The sequence below is a fragment of the Fischerella thermalis PCC 7521 genome, from assembly GCF_000317225.1.
In the GTDB taxonomy this organism is placed as follows: Bacteria; Cyanobacteriota; Cyanobacteriia; order Cyanobacteriales; family Nostocaceae; genus Fischerella; species Fischerella thermalis.
Window position 1 is genome coordinate 49,003 of the sequence record NZ_AJLL01000077.1, and the last position, 24,289, is coordinate 73,291.

Genomic DNA, 24,289 nt, shown 5'->3' on the forward strand with positions numbered 1-24,289 from the left:
ACCCAACTCAAGAGTCACTAAACTGCTCAATAATTCCCCCACCCAAAACCTTTTCTCCTTCGTACCAAACCGCCGCTTGTCCAGGCGTAATGCTGAATTGAGGTTCATCGAAAACGAGCCGTACACGGGAGTTTTCCAAGGGAATGACCGTAACTGGTACGGGGTGAGAACGATAGCGGATTTGCACTTCTGCACGAATCGGACTTGCAGGTTCGGCGATCGCAAGCCAATTCACCCGATTTACATTACATTCTGGTTGAGTAGCCTTAGTGCGATCGCCTACAATCACTTTATTGTTAACTGCATCTAAAGCAATCACATATAGTGGTTCAGCAGCAGCGATTCCCAAACCTTTGCGCTGCCCAATCGTGTAATGATGGACACCATCGTGCTGACCTAGCACCTTGCCATCCATGTCAACAATATCACCTTGCTTGGGAGCAAGATACTTATCCAAGAATGCCCGCATAGAACCATTGGCTTCCACTAAACATAAGTCTTGGCTTTCCGGTTTGTCAGCTGTTTTGAGATTGTATTCACTCGCAATCCGACGAGTATCGCTCTTTTGCATTTCACCTAGAGGAAATACCGTACCTGCCAGTAAATCCTGAGACAAATCATAAAGAAAATAACTCTGATCTTTGTTGCGATCAATCGCCCGTAGGAGTTCGTAACGTCCAGTTGCTTCGTTATAGCGAATCCGGGCATAATGACCTGTAGCAATGCGATCGCATCCCAAAGTTTCGCGGGCATACTGCAACATCGGGCCGAATTTCACTGTTTTATTGCACTGGGAACAAGGCAGAGGCGTAATACCACTACTGTAACCAGCTACAAGGTAATCGACAATGTTTGTCTGAAAAACGTCCCGCATATCAACAACGTGATGGGGAACACCCAGCTGTTCACAGATAGAAGCCGCATCAATCATACCCTCAGAGCAACATTGACCCTTTCCTTTCATCAGCCAAAGGGTCAAACCAATCACTTCATAGCCCTGATTGTGCAAAATGGCGGCTGCGGTAGAACTATCAACACCGCCAGAAAGTCCTACTACGACTTTTTTCATATCCGTAAATATATTGCTAGGTTGTTCTTTCTAAACCCTTCAAAAATTATAGCGATTTTCTTTAGAATCTTTAGAAATGCCAGAGTTTACTATGCGAGATAGTTTGTCGCTGCGTAACAATCCTCAAAAAATTTTCTGAATTTTGGTTTTTTTACCTTTGTGTCTTAGAGCCTTGGTGGTTCAAAAGTGAAAATTTTTACCACAAAGACACTAAGACACCAAGAAAGATATATTACACCACCAAAGGCATAGGTGAGTCTGAGAAATTTGGCTACCAAACAAGCAGGAGGATTTGTATCAAGATTTTTGCGAAATTTTATCACTTCAAGCGAGGAACTTTTTGATTCTGACGAAAGTCTTTTTGTTGCGGCACTTCAACATCAAGTCAAAAGTTGATTTATTGGCGTAATTTCTACAGATAGCTCAATTTCAATATATGAATATGCCTATCTATAGATATAAATACCTATCTTTAGATAGATGTCAGCCATGTGATTTTACTTTTACCGTAAAAAATGTAAATCCATCTACACACTCACTGGAGATGAGTTTTCAGTTCAGTTCGCCAAAGTTGCATAATTCGCAGCCAACGACGTGAAGTCAATTGCAGATATCAGGAGAAATTATCTACATTCGATATCTCAAGATGAAGTCTCAGTAACAAGGCTTCTGACAACTGAACTCTAAATATTATGAAAATCGCACAAATAGCTCCATTATGGGAACAAGTTCCGCCTATTACCTACGGTGGAACTGAATTAGTCGTGAGTCGTTTGACCGATGAATTGGTACGCAGAGGTCACGAAGTCACTTTATTCGCTTCCGGTGATTCCCAAACTCTAGCTCGTTTAGAAGCGGGTAGTCCACGTGCATTGCGCCTGGATAAAAGCATTAAAGAACCCGTAATGTACGAACTCATGCATGTTAGCAAAGTTTATCAACATGCTGCGGAGTTTGATATTATCCACTCCCACGTTGGGGCTTGGGCGCTGCCTTTGGCTAGTATGGTGTCAACACCAACGGTGCATACTCTGCATGGTATCTTTACCCGCGACAACAATAAAGTATTTAGGCAACACCATACGCAACCATACATCAGCATTAGTGATGCACAACGACTGTTAAATATCAACTACGTTGCCACAGTTTATAATGGTATCAGCATTGAAAAGTTTCCGTTTTTTGCTCAACCCCAAGATCCACCCTATCTGGCATTTTTAGGACGGTTATCGCCAGAAAAGGGACCGCAACACGCCATTGCGATCGCCAAACAAACAGGTTGGCACTTAAAGATGGCTGGTAAGGTGGATGTTGTCGATCAGAAATTCTTTGAACAAGAAATTGCTCCCCAGATTGATGGTAAGCAAATCGAATTTTTGGGTGAAGTCAATCACGATCAAAAAGCTGAATTATTAGGAAATGCAGCGATTACTCTGTTCCCAATTACTTGGTGTGAACCTTTTGGTTTGGTGATGGCTGAATCTATGGCGACTGGTACACCAGTAATTGCCATGAATATGGGTTCTGTATCAGAGGTAATCGCGCATGGCGAGACTGGTTATGTCTGCCAAAGCTATGAAGAAATGGCGGCGATGATACCCAAAGCTTTGGAACTAAATCGTCAAAAATGCCGAGAACACGTAGAAAATAAATTTAGCGTCGCTCAAATGGTTGATGGTTATGAAGCTGTCTACGAAAAAATCGTTGGAGAACGGAATTTCAGAAATTGGTTCAATACTATCCTGAGAAACTCTTTAGAATCAATTACATCTAGGGCTCGCTAGTATTTCTTAGCTTACCCCTTCTTAGGTAAAAGGGACAAGGAGGACAAGGGACACAGGGGAGACAACTAGACAATCTTATTTCCTGATCCCTAATCCCCGATCCCCTTTTAAAGCGATAATGCTTGTAATACAGCGGTGCTGAGAGGGGAACAGCCACCATGACATCACCAGAAACAGTGATCTGGCTACGAGAACGCACAGCTTTAGGAATTCTATCGCCTGAATCCTTGAGTGCGATCGCGCAAGCCCTCGAAGAAAAAGTTTTCCCAGCGAACCATAAAATAGCTACTGAAGCGACTGCTCCAGAGGCGCTTTATATTCTCTTGGAAGGTAAGCTCGAAAGTGAGAGCAGTAACAAAAATAACCCGAGTTTAACTGTTGGTTTTCTGCCTGGATCGATCATTCATTTACAAGAAATACTTTTAGATGAGTTAGCCCAACGCACAATTAATACTGTGACAGAATGTCATTTTTGGGTTGTGCCTGCGATAGTATTTAAAGAAATAATTGGCAAATATCCGGAGATTGCTCAGTTTGTCTCCCGGATGCTCGCTCAAGAAGTAGCACAGTTAGCCTCTGCTTTTAACTACGAACAGGAACGCTCTTTAGCATTACGCCCATATTTAGTTACCAAAGCCCGGCGTGGTATTGTAGGGACAAATCGCTATGCTGTGCGTCTACGAGAACAAATTCGCGAAGCTGCAAGCGATCGCACATCTGTATTGATTTTCGGCGAACCAGGGCTAGAAAAAGATAATGTTGCAGCCTTAATTCATTTTGGTTCCAAGTATCGCCGCGAACCAATTATCAAAGTTAACTGTGGCATCCTACAAACTAGTGGCGCAGAGTTATTTGGGCGTGCTGGTGGCAAAAGCGGACTTTTAGAATGGTTGGGAGAAGGTACTCTCATCCTCAACAATATCCAAGAAACTCCTCCAGAATTACTCCCAAAAATTAAACAATTATTACAAGATAATACGTATATTCCCGTAACTCGCTCCGGCGAACCAGACGCTGAACCCCGCACCAGTCGCGCTCGCATTATGATAGTTGCGGAAAAAGCTCAGCCGCAAATCGAACGTTGCGTTGACCGAATTATCAAAGTCCCGCCCCTACGGATACGCAAAGCTGATATTAATGCCCAGCTCGAATACTATATCAGTCTCTACACTCGTGCTAGAGGTATTCCCAAACCACATGTTACACCAGAAGCTCTACGTCGCTTGCAGTCCTATGACTTCCCTGGCAATTTAAAAGAGTTACAAAGCTTGGTAGAACGAGCAATTATGCAAGCAGGAGAAGCAAGGGAGCTAACAGAAGAGATTTTCTGGTCAGCAGAAACTAAGAAAAAGCGATTTCGGCTAAATCTTTTGAACGCTTATCCCCGTTTGCGAAAGTTTCTTCGCAGTCCGTGGTGGCCAGATCGGATTAATTATGGCTTTACCGTTGCTGCTTTTGCGTTCATCGTTGCAGTATTATTTGTCGGGCCGCAAACACGCGATCGCAATTTTGCTTTAAATTTATTCTGGGCTTGGTGGTGGCCTGTTTTTCTCTTCTTATTTCCCTTTCTGGGGCGGATTTGGTGTGCTGTTTGTCCGTTCATGATTTACGGTGAAATTACGCAGAAAATTTCAACACACTTGTTTCCTAAGCAACTCAAGCGCTGGCCACGAGAAGAAGCCGAAAAATGGGGCGGCTGGTTTTTGTTTGGCTTATTTACCCTAATTTTCTTGTGGGAAGAACTTTGGCAGTTGGAAAATACTGCTTATCTCTCCGGCTGTTTACTTCTGCTAATTACTGCTGGCGCGATGATTTTTTCTGCCATTTTTGAGAGGCGGTTTTGGTGTCGCTATCTTTGTCCCATCGGCGGGATGAATGGTTTATTCGCCAAACTCTCAATGACAGAACTCCGCGCCCAACAGGGTATTTGTTCTGCTACTTGCACCACCTACCAATGTTACAAAGGCGGGCCACAAAAAGGCGAAGGCATGGAAACCAACGGTTGTCCTTTATACTCTCACCCCGCCCAACTAGAAGAAAACAGAGATTGTGTACTATGCATGACTTGTCTCAAAGCCTGTCCCCATCGCTCAGTTGAGTTTAATTTGCGTCCCCCTGGGATTGAATTGTGGACAACTCATGTACCTCGCAAATATGAAGTCGCTTTGTTGTGTTTACTTTTGGGTGGAGTATATTTGCATCACCTGAGTGAGTTGCAATCCTGGCTAGGATTGCAAATAGATTTAAATCAGTTTTTCCCGCACTTAGGCTTTTCCCTACTAGCTTTGCTGATTCCAGCAGCCGTCACCTTCCTAGCCTACGGGTTGATTAAAATCTATTGCTGGTTGAATAACTATATCTCCTCTGCGTCCTCTGCGGTTAAAATCCCCAACCGAATTAAGGTGCGCTCATTTACAGAACTTGCCTATGGCTATTTACCGTTGGTATTAGGAGGTAACTTAGCTCATTATCTGCCCTTAGGCTTGGGTGAAGGAGGACGAATTTTACCAGTCTTTTTTGCAACTTTTGGTTTGGATGGTGGACAGTTGCCATTTGTGGTTGCACATCCGGCTGTAATAGCCTTTTTACAGGGAACAACTCTGATTTTTTCAGTACTGTTATCGATAGTACTTACACAAAAAATTGCTCGGCAACCATTGCGTGTAATGTTATGGCAACACTTAGCAGCGATCGCGTTGGGAGTAAGTATGTGGCAGATTATTGTGTCTCGGTAATGGTAAGAATTAATTATGTGTCATGGGGATTGGAGTTGTGAGAAATATCGTTTTTTTATCGAACACCGATGTACACAGATGAACACAGATAGGTTATTTGTTGGTGCTTGGGAATTAGCGTTTTTGTGTGATCGTGTTGTCAGCTACAGTTCGATTCTTGATAATCAGGCAAAAATTTAAATAATATTTCATTTTACTAATGCAGCTTTTCTGTACATCATGCTGCTGATTCATGAAACCTCGAATCATTGTCTGTGGTTTAGGACGCACTGGATATAAAGTTTTTCGTTTGCTGAGACAACAAGGGGCGTTAGTCGTTGGCATTCATCATAAACCAGTTCCAGGCGAACGAGCAGGAGATGTCATTGTCGGCGATCTGCACGCAGCTAGCACTCTGAAAGCAGCTGGCATTCAGCAGGCGCACACCTTAGTTATCGCTGGAGGTGACGATGCACTCAATTTGCGAATTATGATGCAAGCGCGGGTACTTAATCCGCGAATTCGGATTATCAACCGCTTTTTTAACACCAGTTTGGGAGAAAGGCTGGATCACGCGGTTCCAGAACATTTGACTATGAGTGTTGCGGGATTGGCAGCACCCGTATTTACTTTTGCTGCATTGGGTAGCCAAGCAATTGGACAAATCAAGCTGTTTCAGCAAACTTGGCCGATTCACGAAGAGTATATAGATGAACATCACCCGTGGCGCGATCGCAAACTCAGTGAGTTGTGGAACGATCAGACACGGATGCTGATTTACTACATGCCGGCAGAAGGCGAGGTGGATTTAGTCTCTGCTGTAGTCACGGGGCATAAATTAAAAGTAGGCGATCGCTTAATTGTGGGAACTCAGCCCCGGATGCGTTGTATTCGCAGATCAATGATTGCCAAACTGCTGAAAGTGTTTACCAGTCTACGCCAATTTCAGCAACATGCTCAAGCAGTGGTAGTCATGTCTATAGTGTTGCTGGTGATTATTGCGATCGCTACACTTATCTACACTTCCACTGAAAGAAGTGTTTCTATTATTGATGCTCTTTACTTTGCTGTGGGTATGATTACGGGGGCAGGTGGTAATGATCAAGTTGTTGAAAAAGCTCCTACGAGTGTGAGATTATTTACCGTATTGATGATGCTGGTAGGAGCTGCGGTCATAGGTCTTTTCTATGCCTTACTGAACGATTTTGTTTTAGGTAGTCGCTTCAAACAATTTTTAGATGCAGCACGGATTCCCCATCGTCATCATTATATTGTCTGTGGCTTGGGAGGAATTGGGATTAAAATTGTTCAGCAACTCCACAGCAGTGGCCATGAAGTCATCGTCATTGAACGTGATACCAATAATAGATTTGTCAACACAGCCCGGGGATTGGGTATTCCCGTCATTCACGGTGATGGTAGCTTTGCCGAAATTCTCAAAGTCAGTAATTTAGAGAATGCATCTGCACTGATTGCTGTCACTAACGATGATGCTACAAACATGGAAATTGCTCTCAAAGCCAAAGCCATCACACCCAAAGTACCAGTGATTGTCCATTACGCCGATCCAGATTTTGCCCGCATGGCACAACAGGTCTTTGATTTTGAGGCTGTTTTAAGTCCCGCCGAACTTGCTGCGCCAGCCTTCGCCGCCGCCGCTTTAGGTGGACGCATCCTTGGCAATGGGATCACCGCCGATAGCCTTTGGGTAGCTTTTGCAACATTAATTACACCTTCCCATCCTTTTTGTGGACAACGGGTGAAAAATGCAGCCATGGACGCGGATTTTGTGCCGTTGTATGTGGAGACAAATAACCAGGAAATTCACGGCTGGGATTTACTGGAAATCAACCTCTGTGCAGGAGATATTTTATACCTGACCATGCCAGCAAATCGTTTGCATCAGTTGTGGCGTTATACACCCTCACAGGTGATGGCGAGTTGATCTGATTCAAAGATTAAGGAACGTCTTTTGAAGATCATAAACAAGTGTATTTAGACCAGAATTAGTAGAGGATAAGAGGTAATAATAGATGATTCTGGTTATAGAAAAAGTGGCAATTTTACACAGTGATTTAGGAAGACAGTATATCGAAGAAATCCGCAATGGCTTAAACCAACGAAAAATATTTATGTTGGGCTACTTAATTCCTTATTTAGTATTTCCTTAGCAAAAAATATAGAGAAATTGATTTATATAAATTTTTTAAGAAGTTAATCCGCTGGGTCAGACCAAAAATATGAATGTTTGTTAAGCTGAAGTCGCTCACCTTAGGAGTAGTTTCAGCAAGATGCACTGGTTATTATCTGGCCCTTTGAGTGTAGAACAATTAACGGTCAATATAGCAGATTTACCAGCATCATTAAAGGGTACGAAGCTGGTGCAAATGTCAGATTTACATTATGATGGTCTACGACTGTCAGAACAGATGTTAGAAAAAGCGATCGCCATTAGTAATGAAGCAGAACCAGATTTAGTTGTACTAACTGGTGACTATATCACAGACGAACCAACTCCTATTCACCAGCTAGCATTGCGATTTAAAAACTTACAAAGTCGCCTTGGGATTTATGCTGTACTCGGCAATCATGATCTACGCTATCGTACCCATGATTCAAAAACAGAAGTAACAAAAGTATTAACGGGTATTGGAATCAAAGTCCTTTGGAATGAAATTGCTTATCCTTTGGGGGAAGAACTACCTTTAGTAGGACTTGCTGAGTTTTGGTCACGGGAATTTGATCCTACATCCGTGATGAACCAATTAGATTCCACAAAACCTTGCATTGTTTTGTCTCATAATCCAGACACTGCCGAAATTCTACAAAAATGGCGAGTAGATTTACAACTATCTGGTCATAGTCACGGTGGTCAGATCATATTACCAGGTATTGGGCCAGTAGTAATTTACTATAAAAAACTTATTTGCAAAATACCCAGAAAAATAAGGCGATGGATACCATTTTTACGAGGTAATCCAGCGAAAGTCATGCGACATTGGGAATGGGCGCAAGGATTTCATAGAGTGGGAAAAAATCAGTTATACGTCAACCGTGGCTTAGGAACTTACCCTCCAGGACGTTTATTTTGCCCACCAGAAGTAACAGTTATTACTCTAGAAAATTAGCCAAAACTAAACTACCGTTAGCTATGACCGAGCAACGTCACTAACTAGCGGTAGTTTATAAACATCCTTATAAATTTGTACGAGTTGAAATTCAGATAAAAATAACTCAACTAAAGTGGACAGAATTCGCAACTAAACATCCTACAGTCTAGAGCATCCTCTATCAATTCCAGCTAGGCAGGCATTCTTGGCTGTGCGTTCAAAAACCTCCAAAACAACTAAACGAACTCAAGGCGAAAACACATTCAAAGGATGCAAGGACTTTTGAATTGTTGCGATTAGACTAGAGGCGGAGGCACAAGCTCTAATCTAGAAGCTGTGGTTGAAGTTTTTAACTTATCTGTGCCTACTTTTTAAACTAGCATCACTTTTCTCAGCAAAAACCTCTGTTTTATCAAATGTGACTTGCAGTAATTTTTCGCAATAATTGACCACAGATTTTGATGTTATCAATAGTCTTTACTTCAATTCGTAATGTCCGCTTAAACACTTATGCTACGCCTCGGGATTGCTAATGGGTAATGAAGATACTGATGATTTTCCCATGCCCCATGCCCGAAAAATAGCTTTCTTGTTCTGCTTATTCCTCTTCCTTATTCTAGTTCTGTGGGGAGGTAAGGTTCAGGAAAGTAATAAGTTTAAGCGTACGGCGATTTATTTTCCAGCGTCCGTTTTGCCGAATTACATAAAGGCGACATGTAATCTTTGTCAGATATTGAACCTGTACAAAAGCCTTCTTGAGTTCTAAGTTGCAAATAATTTTCTAAATCTTTTGTGCGTTGTTTAGTCAGTCGTTCCAAACATTGATTGCGAAAGATTTCATAACCTGTCCCACCCCGAGATTCATAAACTTCAAAATCACAGGTGTTGTCACGAAATACAATCCATGCTTGTTGTCCTTTAATAAGTCGTTGCTTTGGCTCTGTTTTAGTGATTGCAAGAACTTTTTGATAAACTTGATTGAGCTTTTTGTCTGCGGCTGCGTACGATTGTTGGGAACAATATCTCAGTTCTGGTGTCGCAGTGGCTTTCGAGCAGTCAATTGCTGGCTTTTGCGCGATCGCTTCAGTTGGTGTAGCTAAGCTAGGGATGACTAGAACTGATAAAAATGCGATCGCACTCAAAATCAAGGCAATAAATAATCTCTTATACATATGCTTTTAATGAAAAAATTCAAAATATTCTTTAATGCTCACACTGGCAACTTTAATCATTAAGATGCTTGACCCAAGTTATTTTAGGTAATTTTATTGTATTAAAAGTCATAATAAATACTATATTACTGTTTCTAATAAACAGTATCTCCAAGCTGTATCATTTTTGTCAATATATAAATAACATAGCCCCTCTCCATATGTTGGAGAGAAGCTATGGCTGAGGGAATTTTAAGATAATTGGTTCAAGTTAGAGGATTAGGTATAACTCTTGAGATATAGCTGAGCGTAATTGCTTTACCGCTCTATAACTATCTACTAAACCATGGCAGTCCATTCCGGAAACTTTCCAAAAATTTTTGAACAGAGTCTTCAATTGTTGAAACTAGCTTGCAGTCTGGATTCCACAGTTTTACTTCCTAAACAAGTATTTGCTAAAGTGCAAAGAAATGTGCAAAATTATCTGTCCGTAAAGCAACTGGATCTATAATGTGCGATCGCAAAATTTCATCCATCCGTTCCTCAGATATACCAGCTTCTTTCTGGAGGCGAGATAAATAGATACTGGGTGCATTACCACCAATAAATTTGTTAGTTCTAGATGATAAAGGAGTTTTGTTTACAACACTATCGTAAAGTTCGGGTTTAATACCATTCTTGTCACACCAACTTCGAGGAAAAATATGATGAATATCAATAGATTCCTCAAAGTACTTCAAAGTGTCAATTTCAAAACCCGTAAGGAAATCGCATCCTCCATCTCGCAATAGCAAAGCAGACAAACCTTTATAAGCAGCACTGCGGCGTGTATAGAGTCTTACTAGTCGATTTGGAGCAAAATTAGCATCTTTGATTGTGTCAGGTTCAGAATCACCAGATTCAATCCATCTCAACACTTGCGTCAAGTCTTTAGCAATTCGGCTTTCAATCGCACTACTATAAAGCTCGCCAAAAACTCCACACCAATACCAACGTACCAACTTAGCACGTATTGGATCTGTATCACTGCGATCGCCTAATACTGCAAAGATAGCTGCCAGAACTGTTAGTTGTGGTTGATAAGGTAAATCTCTAGCAGAAAATATTTTTTGTGTATAGAGTAATTTGGCAGCTTTTTCAAATCCCTTAGTGACTTTATCAGCCCAATCTTTGTATTCTTCTAATTTCAGATTTAGAATATCTTTCAATTGGACGAGCCTCAAACCGCACATCAGGATTACCAGTTTCCAACATCATAACAACTCCAACTGGATAGGAGAGCGAAATGCTGGCTAATATGCTACGTATCTGCTCATCATCCCAAACCCAAGGACGCTGAAAATCGGGTAGCTGTGTTTTTCCATCCTTCATACTTCGCAAAATATCAAAAAGTGCTTCAGTAGTATGGTCAAAACTTTTGATCGCTGGCATATCTTTGAAATATATATGAGAAAGACATGTTTTTAGCTTTCCCAAATTCCGCCTCAGCCTAACTTTGATCAACAAACATTAAGGCAGGTTACGGCTACGTCTAATATCAAGTCTGCTTAATTACCTATAATCAAAAACCTCACCCCGCCCTATCGGGTACTCCTCTCCGAACTCGCGGAGAGGGGCTGGGGGTGAGGTACTACGCACTAAAATACTTCGCTACTGGATGGTAACAAATAATCGCCGTCGTAGATTGCTCCGGATACAACTGCTCACTCTCATCCATATACAAATTAATCCGCTTAGCCCCCAACAACTCCAGCTGCTTGTACTGATCCTGGATATTCGGACACGCTGGATAGCCAAAACTGTACCTTGATCCTCGATACCTCTGTGCCAACACATCCCGAATATTATCCGGTTCCTCAGCAGCAAAACCCAACTCCCGACGAATCCGTGCATGAGTCCACTCAGCCAAAGCCTCCGCCATCTGCACCGCCAAACCGTGGAAATACAAATAATCAGTATACTGATTATCCGCAAACAACTTCTGCGCGTACACAGTCGCCACTTCACCCACCGTCACCGCCTGCATCGGGAACACATCAATCACTCCCGACTCCTTCGGCGCAAAGAAATCAGCAATACACAACCTCCTCAACGACTTCTGTCGAGGAAACTCAAAAGTTGCTCTTACCTCTGCGTCCTCTGCGTCTTGGCGGTTCCAATCATAAACATACAAACTATTCCCCTCAGCCTGACAAGGAAAATACCCATATATCACCTGCGGCTGCAACAAATTCTCTGCAACAATCCGCTGCTTCCACTTCTCCAAAATCGGATACACCTTCTCATGCAAAAAAGCCTGATATTCCTCCTTAGATTGCTCCTTCGGCTTGCGAAACTGCCACTGTCCCGCAATCAAAGCTTGCAAATCCAAATACCAGAAAACCTCTTCCCAACTTATATCACTCGGCTGCAACAACCGAGTTCCCCAGAAAGGCGGCGTGGGACGTGGGATATCTACCGCCACCGCTTCTGAACGCCTGGTGTCCACTTCTGTTGCTTCAACAGCTGCTTTTACTTCAACTTCTTCTCTTACCACAGGTTCCTTATGTCCATTTTGGGGTGCTTGGGCAAACTCATCCAAGAATCCTTTCAAATCATCCCACTTACCAGCCGCTTTCGCTGGCATTAACTTGTCCATAAAGTGCAAATCTGAAAATGCATCCTTGCCATATACCACCTTACCTTTATAAGTATTCTGGCAATCTTCATAAACAAACTTGGGAGTCAGCGCTGCACCCCCCAAAATCACCGGAACAGTAATTCCCTTCTCATTAAATACCTCCAAATTTTCCTTCATGAAGGCAGTGGACTTCACCAGCAACCCACTCATTGCAATACAATCAGCCTTGTGCTTCTCGTATGCTTCGATAATGCTTTCCACCGACTGCTTAATTCCCAGGTTAATAACCCTGTAACCGTTGTTGGACAGAATAATATCTACCAGGTTTTTACCAATATCGTGAACATCACCCTTAACTGTGGCAATAATAAATGTACCCTTAGCATTATCGCCAGCTGCTGATTTTTCCATGAACGGTTCAAGATACGCCACCGCCGCCTTCATGGTTTCGGCTGACTGCAACACAAAAGGTAGCTGCATTTGTCCAGAACCGAACAACTCACCTACCACTTTCATCCCATCTAGCAAGAAAATGTTAATAATATCCAAAGCCGGATATTTCTTTAACGCTTCGGCGAGTGCTATATCCAAACCAATGCGTTCACCATCAATGATGTGACGCTTAAGACGTTCTTCAATCGGGAGATTTTCATCAACACCTTTGTCGCGTTTTGTTGTCACCCCTTCAAACATCTTGGTTAATTCCGCCAAAGGATCATAAACGCAGACATCACCCTCAAATTTGCGCTCATCGTAAATTAGCTGGCGACAGACTTGTTGATGCTTCTCCTCAATTTTTGCAAGTGGTAAAATTTTGTTAGCACTGACAATCGCCGCATCCATACCCGCAGCCATAGCTTCGTGTAAGAACATCGAGTTCAGTACTATCCTAGCTGCGGGACTCAGACCAAAGGAAATATTAGACACACCCAAGACTACATGACAACCAGGCAATTCCTGGCGGATGCGACGGATGGCTTCGATAGTGGCTTTGGCATTTTCTCGGTCTTCTTCAATGCCGGTAGAAATTGGTAAAGCTAAAGTATCAAAAAATATCTCGTGGGCAGGGATACCGTATTCCAAGGCTTGACGATAGGCGCGCTGAGCAATTTGGAATTTCTTGTCAGCAGTCCGTGCCATCCCCTCTTCATCGATAGTACCAATAACTACACCAGCACCGTACTTTTTCGCTAACTCCAACACTTTCAAGAAACGCGGTTCACCATCTTCGTAGTTGGTGGAGTTCAACAAACACTTACCACCTGCTACTTTTAAACCCGCTTCCATCTTTTCCCATTCCGTGGAGTCGAGCATCAAGGGAAGTGTCACATTGTTGACAATGCGCGAAACCAATTCGTGCATATCGCGGACACCATCACGTCCGACATAATCGACGTTGATATCCAGAATGTGTGCGCCTTCTTTGACTTGCGCCCTCGCCATTGATACCAGTCCGTCCCAATCTTCCGCATTCAGCAATTCGCGGCATTTTTTAGAACCACTGGCGTTGATGCGTTCACCAATAATTAAGAAAGAATTGTCTTGTTCGTAAGGCTGAATACTATAAATTGATGCTGCGGCTGGTTCTAGCTTTGGTTCTCTAACTTTTGGCTTGAGTTCTTTGGCAATTTCTGCTAATTGTTGAATGTGTTCTGGACGTGTCCCACAGCAACCCCCAATTACTTGGACACCCAAGTCTTCAACAAAATGCATCAATGACATCCGCAATTCCATTGGTGTCAAGCGATAGTGTGCTTGTCCACCGACGTTTTCTGGTAAACCCGCATTGGGAATACAAGAAACTACGAAAGGTGAATGTTCTGAAAGATACTTAATATGCGGCTTCATCAGGTCTGGTCCAGTAGCACAGTTCAGGCCCAGAATGTCTATTGGATAAGGCTCCAAAATAGTTAGTACAGCATTAATTTCCGTACCAACTAACATTGTCCCCATTGTTTCCATTGTCACAGAAACCATGAGAGGACGGCGATCGCCTTTTTTGGCAAAGACTTCTTCAATACCATTCAACGCTGCTTTGATTTGCAGCACATCCTGACAGGTCTCGACAATAAATAAATCGACACCCCCATCCCACAACGCCTCTGCTTGTTGGGCGAAAGCATCTTTCATTGTGTCAAAATCAATGTGTCCCAGAGTTGGCAATTTGGTTGTCGGTCCCATTGAACCAGCCACAAACCGGGGTTTTTCTGGAGTAGAGAATTCTGCGGCGACGCGTTTTGCCAATTGGGCGGCAGTTTTGTTGAGGTAATATGCTTTGTCAGCAAGACCATATTCTGCCAATACTATAGATGTACCGCCAAAAGTATCAGTTTCGATCACATCTGCACCCGCAGCCAGAAAATCGCGGTGAACCTTAGCCACAGCCTCAGGTTTGGTATGAACTAGGTATTCGTTGCAACCTTCATATTCAGGGCCACCGAAATCTTCAGCGACGAGATTTTGCCTTTGCAAGTTAGTTCCCATCGCACCGTCGAAGACAATAACCGGACGCTCAGGACTGTGCAAACGTTCTAAAAAGGGATGAGTCATATTTGCCAAAAGAAATTTGGTTACTCTCAATAATTCAACTTAATTTATTATTTGCCAAAATTTCTACTGTTTCAGGATAAGGTTTAAAAGTAGAGATGAAGAAGAAACCGCCATGACGCCAAGAACGCCAAGAAGATACCGCGATTTGATCACTAAAGAGTAGAATATTAAGAAAAATTCTGCGTTCCTCTGCGTTTAAATTTATGCAAAGTAGTAGTTGGATTATGCGATCGCATTTTAAAGCTAGAATAATCAGGTCGTGAAAGATATTGAATTAGTTACTGCCTGCTTCCCAACAATATATATGAACGCTACACAAGAATTATTAAAAGAAAAATTACAGCAAGCTTTGGTGACAGCTTTTGGTGCGGAGTTCGCCGGAGTAGATCCGGTGTTGGTTGCAGCCAGCAATCCTAAATTTGGTGATTATCAGGCGAATGTAGCTTTATCTTTAGCAAAACGTTTAGGACAACAGCCAAGGGCGATCGCTCAAGCTATAGTTGATCAATTGGATGTATCTGATATTTGCAAACCACCGGAAGTTGCTGGGCCCGGTTTTATCAATCTCAAACTCACGACAGAATACCTAGAAGCACAACTGGCGGCGCTGCAAGCAGATTCCAGGTTGGGAGTTGCTAAAGCGAAAACGCCAAAGCGGGAAATTGTGGATTTTTCTAGTCCCAATATTGCCAAAGAAATGCACGTTGGACACCTGCGTTCTACAATTATTGGAGATAGTATTGCCCGAATTTTAGAATTTCGGGGTCATGACGTGCTGCGGTTAAATCATGTTGGTGATTGGGGAACGCAGTTTGGAATGTTAATTACATATCTGCGGGAAGTTTACCCAGAAGCCCTGACAACTGCTAATGCTTTAGATATTGGTGATTTAGTTACCTTTTATAAGCAAGCTAAAAAGCGGTTTGATGAAGACGAAGCTTTCCAAGAACAAGCACGCCAAGAAGTCGTCAGATTACAAGCAGGCGCAGCAGATACAATTCATGCTTGGAAATTATTGTGTGAACAGTCAAGGACAGAGTTTCAAGTCATTTACGACTTGTTAGATATTAAGGTGCAAGAACGGGGCGAGTCTTTCTACAATCCCTTCCTACCAAAAGTTGTAGAAGATTTAGAACAGACTGGTTTGCTGGTAGAAGATCAAGGGGCAAAATGCGTTTTCTTGGAAGGATTTACCAATAAAGAAGGTGAACCACTGCCTTTGATTGTGCAAAAATCTGATGGTGGTTACAACTACGCAACCACAGATTTAGCTGCTATTCGCTACCGGATTCAAGAAGATCATGCCAAACGCATAATTTATGTTACAGATGCTGGACAAGCAAACCATTTTGCCCAAGTGTTTCAAGTAGCCTACAAGGCGGGGTGGGTTCCCGATGATGTGGAACTTGTTCACGTTCCCTTCGGTTTGGTGCTGGGTGAAGATGGGAAGAAATTCAAAACCCGTTCTGGAGATACGGTACGGTTACGGGATTTACTAGATGAAGCGATCGCTCGAGCACGTGCAGACCTAGAAAATAGATTAATACAAGAGGGACGACAAGAAACAGAACAGTTCAAAGCTAACGTTGCCAAAGTAGTTGGGATCAGTGCGGTGAAGTATGCAGATTTGAGTCAAAACCGCACCAGCAACTACGTTTTTAGCTATGACAAAATGCTCTCCCTCAAAGGTAATACCGCACCCTACATGCTTTATGCTTATGTCCGTACCCAAGGAATAAGCCGAGAAGGTAACGTAGATTTTGAAAAGTTAGGTACAGATGCCAAAATTCTGTTACAGGAAGACACAGAATTAACTTTAGCAAAGCATTTGTTACAACTGGATGAAATTATTAGTGATGTTGAGCAGGATTTATTGCCGAATCGGTTATGTGAATACTTGTATCAACTCAGCGATAAATTTAACAAGTTCTACGAAAACTGTCCTGTTCTCAAATCAGAGGAACCAATCAGAACATCACGTTTAGCACTGTGTTATTTAACAGCTAGAACGTTGAAGTTAGGACTGTCTTTGTTAGGAATTCAGGTATTGGAGCGGATGTAGAATATGAAGTGGGGCTTTGCTGAAAAATGAAATTTTCCCTTCACGTTTAGGTAAATTAAATTACGCAATTGATCTGGAAATACACAGACACTACGATTAAATTTTAGTTAGGGGTAGAAATTAAATTCTAATTTTTACCCCAATTCGGTTTGGTTAATTTTTTGATTCCCTAGCTTTCTTGAAACCAGGGGAAATTCAACAGGTTACGTAAAGTCAAAGGTCAAGTTTTGACTTTTGTCTTGAAAAGTTCTAGGAGTATGTTATGCGTCATCCTTTTGATTTAGACATCTCTGAGTTAGAAAAACTTGGTTTGTGCTTTGAAGAACTGAGCTATGATCAAAGCGAAAAAGTTACAGGTGGATATAACTATTTTCTCCCCCCTGAACTTGTTTCTCTGAGAGTTCAAGATGTATTCACTACTTTAGCTCTCGGTGAAGAAGGTGGAGATGATAGTAATCAAAATTCTGGTACCACTACAACGAGAAAGGATTACACATCCCCAGATGGACGTACAAAGAGTACTGAAGTGGTAACAAATTCTTGGCGTTCTAATTTCGTGACAAGCTAGGTAAAGATGCTACTGAAAATATTGTTATTTTGACGATAAAGTTAGAAGGCAAAACTCAGGAGTAGCATTTTTTGCGTAACTCCTGATTTTTGTTTAATGAAATTTTTAATTTTCATCAAATAAAAAACCCCCTGTTGGGGGTTGTGTCATCAGAGATTGGAGTAAAAAATAATACTCACAGTATATACAATAATCCGAATAGGATGATCCAAATCACGTCTACAAAGTGCCAATAAATTTCAGCAGCTTCAATGCCAAAGTGCTTTTCACTACTGTAGTGGCCCTTTTTGCGCGATCGCCACAGCACCGCTAAGATTGCTAAAACACCAATCGTCACGTGCAGTCCGTGGAAACCAGTTAAAACGTAAAATGCACTGGCAAATAAATTAGTAGTCAGACCAAATTCCAGGTGGAAGTATTCATACATCTGTCCCGCCAAGAAAATGATCCCCATCACAGCAGTGATGGCAAACCACATTTGCATACCCCGCACATCATTCTTTTTGATGGCGGTATCGGCATTGTGAATCACAAAACTACTGGCAATTAGGTTAATGGTGTTGACTCCAGGAAGTAATAACTCTAATTCTGGAGTACCTTCCGGCGGCCAAACCGGCAATGTCGAACGGAAAGCTAGGTAGGCTCCGAACAAACCCATAAAAATCATCCCTTCGGCAATCAGAAACACAATTAGTCCAAACAGACGATAGTCATGATGTTCTTCGTGGTGAGCAGCTTCTGCTGTGTGGTGATAATTTAGGGCTGTTTTTGCTGGGTCAATAGTTTGACTCATGAATCTTTTTGAAATTATGAATTGTGAATTGTGAATTATGAACAATGAATTCAGCATTCATCATTCATAATTCACATTATTTAGCGTTCGCCTTTTTCAGCAGCGATAGATGGATAAGGTTCGTCAGGCTCGGCGCGTAAGACGGAATTAGGGCCAGCAGATAAAGCTGGATCGGAACTAGATAAAGGTACACCTTCTTCAGCCCTTTCCAAACCGTAATCGTAAGGGCCAGTAGCTAGTACAGGTGGTTTGTCAAAATTTTCAAATGCTGGTGGTGAAGTGGTCATCCACTCCAGAGTTAGGGCGTTCCAAGGATTGTTCCCAGCCTTGGGCCCATACATCCAACTCCAAATCACATTGACAATAAAAGGCAATGTGGAAACTGCCAGTATGTAAGAACCGTAGGTACAAATTTCGTTGAGCAAAGCAAACTTGGGATCATACTGGGCAATACGACGGTTCATCCCCATCATTCCCAGCTTGTGCATGGGCAAGAAGGTCATATTCAGACCAACAATTGTCAAGGCAAAATGAACTTTACCCCAAAATTCGTTGACCATTCGTCCCGTCATTTTTGGGAACCAGTGGTAGAAAGCGGCATAGATACCCAAAACACTACCACCGAACAGGACGTAATGCAGGTGGGCAACTACGAAATAGGTGTCGTGGACGTGGATATCAAAAGGCACAGATGCTAACATGACGCCACTGATACCGCCAATTACGAAAGTACCCACAAAGCCTATTGCAAATAGCATGGCGGTGTTGAGGCGGATTTTGCCACCCCACATAGTTGCTAACCAACTAAAAATTTTGATACCAGTAGGCACGGCAATGATCATCGTCGTGATCATGAAAAACATCCGTAACCAACCGGGGATACCACTGGTGAACATGTGGTGCGCCCACACTATTAAACCCAGAAAGCTAATTGCCAAAGAAGAATAGGCGATCGCTTTATAACCGAAAATGGGTTTACGAGAGTGAACGGGGATCACTTCTGAAATCACCCCAAAGAAGGGCAAAATCATGATGTAAACCGCAGGGTGGGAGTAGAACCAGAACATGTGTTGGTAAACAACTGGATCACCACCACCTGTCGGATTAAAAAATGTTGTGCCTACAAATAAGTCGAAGGCAAGCAGAATTAGCCCTGCTGCTAGCACAGGTGTCGACAACAACACCAACGCTGAAGTCGCTAACATTGCCCAGCAGAATAGGGGCATTTGATGGAATCCCATGCCAGGGGTACGCATTTTCAGGAGGGTAACGAGGAAATTAATCGCCCCCAAAATAGAGGATGTACCCAACAGCAGGACACTCATAATCCAGATTCCCTCACCCACCTGGCCTGTTACCAAACTCAAGGGAGGATAAGAAGTCCAACCTGCATCCGGGGCATCGCCTACAGCTAAACTGGCAATTAGCATCAAACCGGCTGGGGGAATGATCCAAAAAGCTAGGGCATTGAGGCGAGGGAATGCCATATCTTTTGCCCCAATCATCAAGGGCATGACATAGTTAGCAAAACCCGCACCCGCAGGCACAATCCACAGGAAAATCATAATTGTGGCGTGCAGCGTAAACAAGCTGTTGTAGACTTCGGGAGTCACAAAATCTACTTCTGGGGTTCGGAGTTCGGTACGTACCAAATCAGCCATCACCCCACCAATACAGTAGAAGATGAAGGTGGTGACTAGGTATTGAATACCAATGACTTTGTGGTCAGTGTTAAAGGTAAAGTATTCCCACCATTTTCTCATCCCTGCTTCCTCAGCCTGAGCAGGGATATTAGCTGTTTCTTGTATTTGTGCTTGTGTCATATAAATCGTTGGTTGTTATGTTGGTTGTTGGTTGTTTTTTCCAAACAACTATCAACAATCAACCCTGAACAAATAACTACTTGTGCAATTGATGTAACATTTCTGGCTGAATTCCCATTTCTTGCGTGTATGGGGCAAGATATTGTGCTGGGGATAGTTCCGCAGGGTTCACAGCAACCGCCTGATTGAGAGTTTCAGCACTGGCAACCTGCTGTTCTTGTACCCACTTCTCAAAGGCTTCTGGTTTTTCTACTACTACCTGTGTTCTCATCGCACCGTGGTAAGGCCCACACAGTTCCGCACAAACTACAGCATAAGTACCCTCTGTTTTGGGTGTAAACCGAACCTCTGTTTGCCGACCGGGGATGACATCTTGCTTAAGGCGGAATTCTGGAACCCAGAAAGCATGGATGACGTCATTTGCGGACATATTTAGTTTCACTTCCCGTCCGATGGGAACGTGCAATTCACCAGAGGTAATACCTGTGTCTGGGTAGGTGAAAATAAAGGCATACTGTAAACCTGTGACATTAATCACCAGTTCGGGTGGTGTGCCTTGATTTTCCCGACTAGCACCAATTGTAGGAGCAACACTGCCGACACCCGGGGCGTCCTGCTTTTGAGGAATTTGATCAGCATTGCGAACTGCTGCTGTGGCTGGATCTTGCATGGCCTCATCAGATTTTTGCTGATTGAGGTTGGGTTGATCACTAGGAGGTGTATCGGTCAAAGTTGCTGCGATCGCTGCCCCTGGCATTTTCATAGCTTGGGGTGTTCTGGGTGCATCATGAATGGCATGGGGATCAAAGCCACCCATTTCATTGTAGACATCGAAACTGTAGACAGAGATACCGATGACAATAATCGCGGGGATCGCTGTCCAGAGAATTTCTAGTGGCACATTACCATGCACCGGCTGACCATCTGCATCATCACCTGCACGTCGGCGATATTTAAAGGCGCTGTAGATTAAAACGCCTTCAACAATTAAAAATATACCTGTGGATACGGTCATCATCGCATTGAACAGACCATCCACTAAAACAGCTTCATCGGAAGCCTGGGTAGGCAACAAGCCATGATTTTGGCCATACCAGAGGCTGACCAGTGTCAGCACAATGCCGATAAGTAATGTCCAGATTGAACTTGGAATTTTCACGGTTAATAGGGTTAATGACTTTACTACTTGGACAGAACTGCTCACCACTTACTACGGTAGTTCACCCTAAAAGACATGGAGAGTAACAGCGTAAAATTTTATGATTTTTTTTGATTGACTATCCAATCTTCAGTTAGTCTGCGACTTCTACTTTAGCGACCACAGAAAAATATTGCATGTTCTGTGTTTATGACCGCCTGTGGTCAAAATTTTTATCCAAAAATGGCTAACTCTATCGATTACTGAACATACTGGTGTAAGGAGGCAACAGGCACTCTTACAACAGACAACAAGGAAGTTAGAGGTGTACTGATTTTTTTCAAAAATCAAATAGGAATCCTATACATAGCAGATTTATGAAAATTATGCGTGGGCAAACATTTGTGTGAATTTACTTCTTGAGCAAGACTAAATTGGCGTAAGGACTCTTGTTTCAAAATTTTGGAATAGCCTAGTAATCAATGCTTTTAATCGGTCTTGAAAAGCTTTGAGCGCCAGAAGCCTATGAGCGCGTCTACAAACTTTTGGTGAAATCCAAAATCTAAAATCCAAAAAGGCAATAACCAGCTATAGTTCCTTGGCTGCCAAAAGGAGTACATAAATATTTAAGAAAAAATTAGATTTTATCAAAATTGTCAGCGATAAATACCCAAAAACCTGAAAAATCTCTAAAGCTTAGGCTGATTTTAGTAAAGGTGATTCAAAGTATAGATGATATCTGAATATCTAACCTAGAATTTATTGCGCTAGGGTGGATATGGGTCAGTACTGATCTATCTTGGAAATTTCATAGCTCACATCAAGCGGACAGAAGGTATCTTTACATGAGCGAATTTGTCCTAGAACAACAAAATTTAGCGGCAGTAGAACAGCAAAATCCCAAGGATAGAATTCGGCGCTGGGTGTGGAGAATGTGTGTAGCCACCTTGATGTTAATGGCGATAGGCAGCGCTACCCGCGTCATGAATGCAGGATTGGCTTGTCCAGACTGGCCTTTATGCTATGGTGAACTAGTACCAACCAAGCAAATGAATTTCCAGGTTTTTCTGGAATGGTTTCATAGATTGGATGCAGCATTAATTGGAGTCAGCGCGATCGCACTTGTGGGTGTATCTTGGTGGAATCGTCGCTGTCTACCCAAGTGGCTACCCTGGGCATCCACATTCGCACTGTTTTTAATTATCTTCCAAGGCGTGTTAGGTGGACTTACTGTTACGCAACTGTTGCGGTTTGATATTGTTACCGCTCACTTGGGAACAGCTTTAGTATTTTTCTCTACTTTACTGGCGATCGGTACTGCACTCACTCCCTACCAAGCAACCGGAACTGTTGGTAAGTTGCCTTGGGTAGGTTTAACCGCCACTATTTTGGTTTATGTGCAGAGTCTCCTCGGTGCTTTAGTAGGTTCTCGCTGGGCATTACACCAATGCTTTGCGGGTTATCAACTTTGTGATGTCATGTACAGCCACATTTTTGGCTTGATTCCACCGACGCTGGCAATATTGACAGTTGTTTTTATGACTTGGCGTACACCAGCACTCCACCCAGCCCTACGCAAACTAGCCAATATGGCTGGTGGGTTATTGATTTTACAATTAATTGTAGGATTTGCCACTTTCAGGTTACATCTGCAAGTTGAGCCATTAACAGTATCTCACCAAGCTATAGGAGCGACATTGCTAGGTATTTTGGTGGTGTTCACTGTTCTTTGTTTACGTGATTGGGTAGCAAATCTCAGTATTAATGCTGAATCTAACACTGAAACTGCCAATCCAATTCCGAATTAAATTCAGTCAAAAGTTATCAGTTTTTGATCACTGATCACTGATGACTGATACTCATGGCGGCAGCATACAAATTATTCAAGATTAAGGAAATAGTGCCAAGATGATTGAGACTAATGTCTCGAAGCAGCATGAATCATTTTTACAGGTTCTGCAAAGTTACTACCAGCTAACCAAACCCAGGATTATCCCGTTACTCTTAATTACAACAGCTGGCAGTATGTGGATCGCGGCAAAGGGACAAGTAGACCCGATGCTATTGTTAGTCACTCTCTCTGGTGGCACTTTAGCTGCTGCTAGCGCCCAGACAATTAACTGTATTTATGACCGGGATATAGATTATGAGATGGAGCGTACCCGTCATCGTCCCATCCCTTCTGGTAGAATACAGTCGCGTGATGCTCTGATTTTTGCGATCGCTCTTGCTGTTATTTCCTTTAGCCTATTGTCAGTATTTGCCAACTTGCTAGCTGCCTTGCTAGCAATGGCTGGCATAGGTTTTTATGTGTTAATTTATACTCATTGGCTAAAGCGTCACAGCACCCTAAATATCGTTATTGGTGGAGCAGCAGGAGCAATTCCCACACTGGTAGGTTGGGCTGCTGTTACTGGCAATCTCAGCTGGACAGCATGGTTATTATTTACAATTGTCTTTTTGTGGACACCGCCCCACTTCTGGGCTTTAGCCTTGATGATTCGGGACGATTACGCAAAAGTAGGCGTACCTATGCTACCAGTAGTCGCAGGCAATTCAGCAACTGTGCAACAGATTTGGTGGTATACCTTGCTCACAGTCGCAGCCACATTCATACTAGTTTACCCTTTGCAGCAAACAGGATTTGTTTATGGTGCGATCGCGCTATATTTAGGCGGAGTATTCATTTACAAAGCTTGGCAATTGTTGCGTGATCCAAGCGATCGAAATTTAGCAAGAGGATTATTTCTCTATTCCATTTCTTACATGATGCTATTGTGTCTGGGTATGGTAGTTGATAGTCTTCCTCTTACTCATCATGCAATCAGTTTTGTAGTCAGTCAGTTCATTTGGTGTGAAAGTTAACTGACTGGAATTAAACCGGGTTTTTTTGAAAAACCCGGTTTT

17 protein-coding genes are annotated in these 24,289 nt (G+C 42.7%); 9 read left to right on the top strand and 8 right to left on the bottom strand.

The window, feature by feature from the left end:
* Window positions 1-7 precede the first annotated feature (7 nt).
* The gene (mnmA, locus tag UYK_RS0116310) at window positions 8-1,069 is read right to left on the bottom strand and encodes a tRNA 2-thiouridine(34) synthase MnmA (RefSeq protein WP_009455024.1); all 1,062 of its coding nucleotides are present in this window, start codon (window positions 1,067-1,069) and stop codon (window positions 8-10) included.
* Between the two features lie 692 nt (window positions 1,070-1,761).
* Here mnmA and UYK_RS0116315 point away from each other — a divergent pair.
* The 5 genes from UYK_RS0116315 (at window position 1,762) to UYK_RS0116335 (ending at window position 8,695) form a co-directional block, all read left to right on the top strand.
* Entirely contained in the window at window positions 1,762-2,853 is a 1,092-nt protein-coding gene (locus tag UYK_RS0116315; protein ID WP_009455025.1) for a glycosyltransferase family 4 protein, read from the top strand.
* 158 nt (window positions 2,854-3,011) lie between these two features.
* Window positions 3,012-5,588 (top strand): sigma 54-interacting transcriptional regulator, encoded by a 2,577-nt coding sequence (locus tag UYK_RS0116320; protein WP_009455027.1) that lies wholly within the window; start codon window positions 3,012-3,014, stop codon window positions 5,586-5,588.
* A gap of 232 nt (window positions 5,589-5,820) precedes the next feature.
* Complete coding sequence (locus tag UYK_RS0116325; protein WP_009455032.1) at window positions 5,821-7,512, top strand: potassium channel family protein; 1,692 nt, start codon at window positions 5,821-5,823, stop codon at window positions 7,510-7,512.
* A gap of 88 nt (window positions 7,513-7,600) precedes the next feature.
* Window positions 7,601-7,738 (top strand): hypothetical protein, encoded by a 138-nt coding sequence (locus tag UYK_RS26830; RefSeq protein ID WP_016871776.1) that lies wholly within the window; start codon window positions 7,601-7,603, stop codon window positions 7,736-7,738.
* 120 nt (window positions 7,739-7,858) lie between these two features.
* Entirely contained in the window at window positions 7,859-8,695 is an 837-nt protein-coding gene (locus UYK_RS0116335; RefSeq protein ID WP_016871777.1) for a metallophosphoesterase, read from the top strand.
* Window positions 8,696-9,333: 638 nt separating this feature from the next.
* On the opposite strand, the gene UYK_RS0116340 is transcribed toward UYK_RS0116335, so the two are convergent.
* The 4 genes from UYK_RS0116340 to metH form a co-directional block, all read right to left on the bottom strand.
* Complete coding sequence (locus UYK_RS0116340; RefSeq protein WP_009455038.1) at window positions 9,334-9,849, bottom strand: lysozyme inhibitor LprI family protein; 516 nt, start codon at window positions 9,847-9,849, stop codon at window positions 9,334-9,336.
* A gap of 434 nt (window positions 9,850-10,283) precedes the next feature.
* Window positions 10,284-11,036, bottom strand: a complete 753-nt coding sequence (locus tag UYK_RS0116345) for an HNH endonuclease domain-containing protein (protein ID WP_009455040.1) — start codon at window positions 11,034-11,036, stop codon at window positions 10,284-10,286.
* Window positions 10,987-11,259, bottom strand: a complete 273-nt coding sequence (locus UYK_RS26995; protein ID WP_009455042.1) for a DUF262 domain-containing protein — start codon at window positions 11,257-11,259, stop codon at window positions 10,987-10,989. Before UYK_RS26995 ends, UYK_RS0116345 begins: the two co-directional genes overlap by 50 nt.
* Before the next feature lie 199 nt (window positions 11,260-11,458).
* Complete coding sequence (gene metH / locus UYK_RS0116355) at window positions 11,459-14,998, bottom strand: methionine synthase (protein WP_016871778.1); 3,540 nt, start codon at window positions 14,996-14,998, stop codon at window positions 11,459-11,461.
* Between the two features lie 304 nt (window positions 14,999-15,302).
* Here metH and argS point away from each other — a divergent pair, with 304 nt between their 5' ends.
* Window positions 15,303-17,060, top strand: a complete 1,758-nt coding sequence (argS, locus tag UYK_RS0116360; protein ID WP_009455046.1) for an arginine--tRNA ligase — start codon at window positions 15,303-15,305, stop codon at window positions 17,058-17,060.
* Between the two features lie 262 nt (window positions 17,061-17,322).
* Window positions 17,323-17,628, top strand: a complete 306-nt coding sequence (locus tag UYK_RS0116365; protein WP_009455048.1) for a hypothetical protein — start codon at window positions 17,323-17,325, stop codon at window positions 17,626-17,628.
* A 175-nt stretch (window positions 17,629-17,803) separates the two neighbouring features.
* Here the strand turns inward: UYK_RS0116365 and UYK_RS0116370 are convergent, their stop codons facing one another.
* The 3 genes from UYK_RS0116370 to UYK_RS0116380 form a co-directional block, all read right to left on the bottom strand.
* Entirely contained in the window at window positions 17,804-18,421 is a 618-nt protein-coding gene (locus UYK_RS0116370; RefSeq protein WP_009455050.1) for a cytochrome c oxidase subunit 3, read from the bottom strand.
* An 80-nt stretch (window positions 18,422-18,501) separates the two neighbouring features.
* Window positions 18,502-20,244 (bottom strand): cytochrome c oxidase subunit I, encoded by a 1,743-nt coding sequence (gene ctaD / locus UYK_RS0116375; protein ID WP_009455052.1) that lies wholly within the window; start codon window positions 20,242-20,244, stop codon window positions 18,502-18,504.
* A gap of 76 nt (window positions 20,245-20,320) precedes the next feature.
* Window positions 20,321-21,403 carry a cytochrome c oxidase subunit II gene (locus UYK_RS0116380; protein ID WP_026086495.1) on the bottom strand — a complete coding sequence of 361 codons (1,083 nt, stop codon included), beginning with the start codon at window positions 21,401-21,403 and terminating at the stop codon, window positions 20,321-20,323.
* 824 nt (window positions 21,404-22,227) lie between these two features.
* Here UYK_RS0116380 and UYK_RS0116385 point away from each other — a divergent pair.
* Both UYK_RS0116385 and UYK_RS0116390 read left to right on the top strand, forming a co-directional pair.
* Window positions 22,228-23,190: a COX15/CtaA family protein gene (locus tag UYK_RS0116385; protein WP_009455056.1), complete on the top strand. Its 963-nt coding sequence runs from the start codon at window positions 22,228-22,230 to the stop codon at window positions 23,188-23,190.
* A gap of 100 nt (window positions 23,191-23,290) precedes the next feature.
* Window positions 23,291-24,247, top strand: a complete 957-nt coding sequence (locus UYK_RS0116390; RefSeq protein ID WP_016871779.1) for a heme o synthase — start codon at window positions 23,291-23,293, stop codon at window positions 24,245-24,247.
* Window positions 24,248-24,289: the final 42 nt, after the last annotated feature.

Excerpts from the sequence above, each read along its gene's own strand:
- UYK_RS0116390 (WP_016871779.1), top strand. The coding sequence starts at position 23,291 with ATGATTGAGACTAATGTCTCGAAGCAGCATGAATCATTTTTACAGGTT.
- UYK_RS0116315 (WP_009455025.1), top strand. The coding sequence starts at position 1,762 with ATGAAAATCGCACAAATAGCTCCATTATGGGAACAAGTTCCGCCTATT.
- UYK_RS26995 (WP_009455042.1), bottom strand. The coding sequence starts at position 11,259 with ATGCCAGCGATCAAAAGTTTTGACCATACTACTGAAGCACTTTTTGAT.
- UYK_RS0116320 (WP_009455027.1), top strand. The coding sequence starts at position 3,012 with ATGACATCACCAGAAACAGTGATCTGGCTACGAGAACGCACAGCTTTA.
- mnmA (WP_009455024.1), bottom strand. The coding sequence starts at position 1,069 with ATGAAAAAAGTCGTAGTAGGACTTTCTGGCGGTGTTGATAGTTCTACC.
- argS (WP_009455046.1), top strand. The coding sequence starts at position 15,303 with ATGAACGCTACACAAGAATTATTAAAAGAAAAATTACAGCAAGCTTTG.
- UYK_RS26830 (WP_016871776.1), top strand. The coding sequence starts at position 7,601 with ATGATTCTGGTTATAGAAAAAGTGGCAATTTTACACAGTGATTTAGGA.
- ctaD (WP_009455052.1), bottom strand. The coding sequence starts at position 20,244 with ATGACACAAGCACAAATACAAGAAACAGCTAATATCCCTGCTCAGGCT.
- UYK_RS0116335 (WP_016871777.1), top strand. The coding sequence starts at position 7,859 with ATGCACTGGTTATTATCTGGCCCTTTGAGTGTAGAACAATTAACGGTC.
- UYK_RS0116365 (WP_009455048.1), top strand. The coding sequence starts at position 17,323 with ATGCGTCATCCTTTTGATTTAGACATCTCTGAGTTAGAAAAACTTGGT.
- UYK_RS0116385 (WP_009455056.1), top strand. The coding sequence starts at position 22,228 with ATGAGCGAATTTGTCCTAGAACAACAAAATTTAGCGGCAGTAGAACAG.
- metH (WP_016871778.1), bottom strand. The coding sequence starts at position 14,998 with ATGACTCATCCCTTTTTAGAACGTTTGCACAGTCCTGAGCGTCCGGTT.
- UYK_RS0116340 (WP_009455038.1), bottom strand. The coding sequence starts at position 9,849 with ATGTATAAGAGATTATTTATTGCCTTGATTTTGAGTGCGATCGCATTT.
- UYK_RS0116370 (WP_009455050.1), bottom strand. The coding sequence starts at position 18,421 with ATGAGTCAAACTATTGACCCAGCAAAAACAGCCCTAAATTATCACCAC.
- UYK_RS0116325 (WP_009455032.1), top strand. The coding sequence starts at position 5,821 with ATGAAACCTCGAATCATTGTCTGTGGTTTAGGACGCACTGGATATAAA.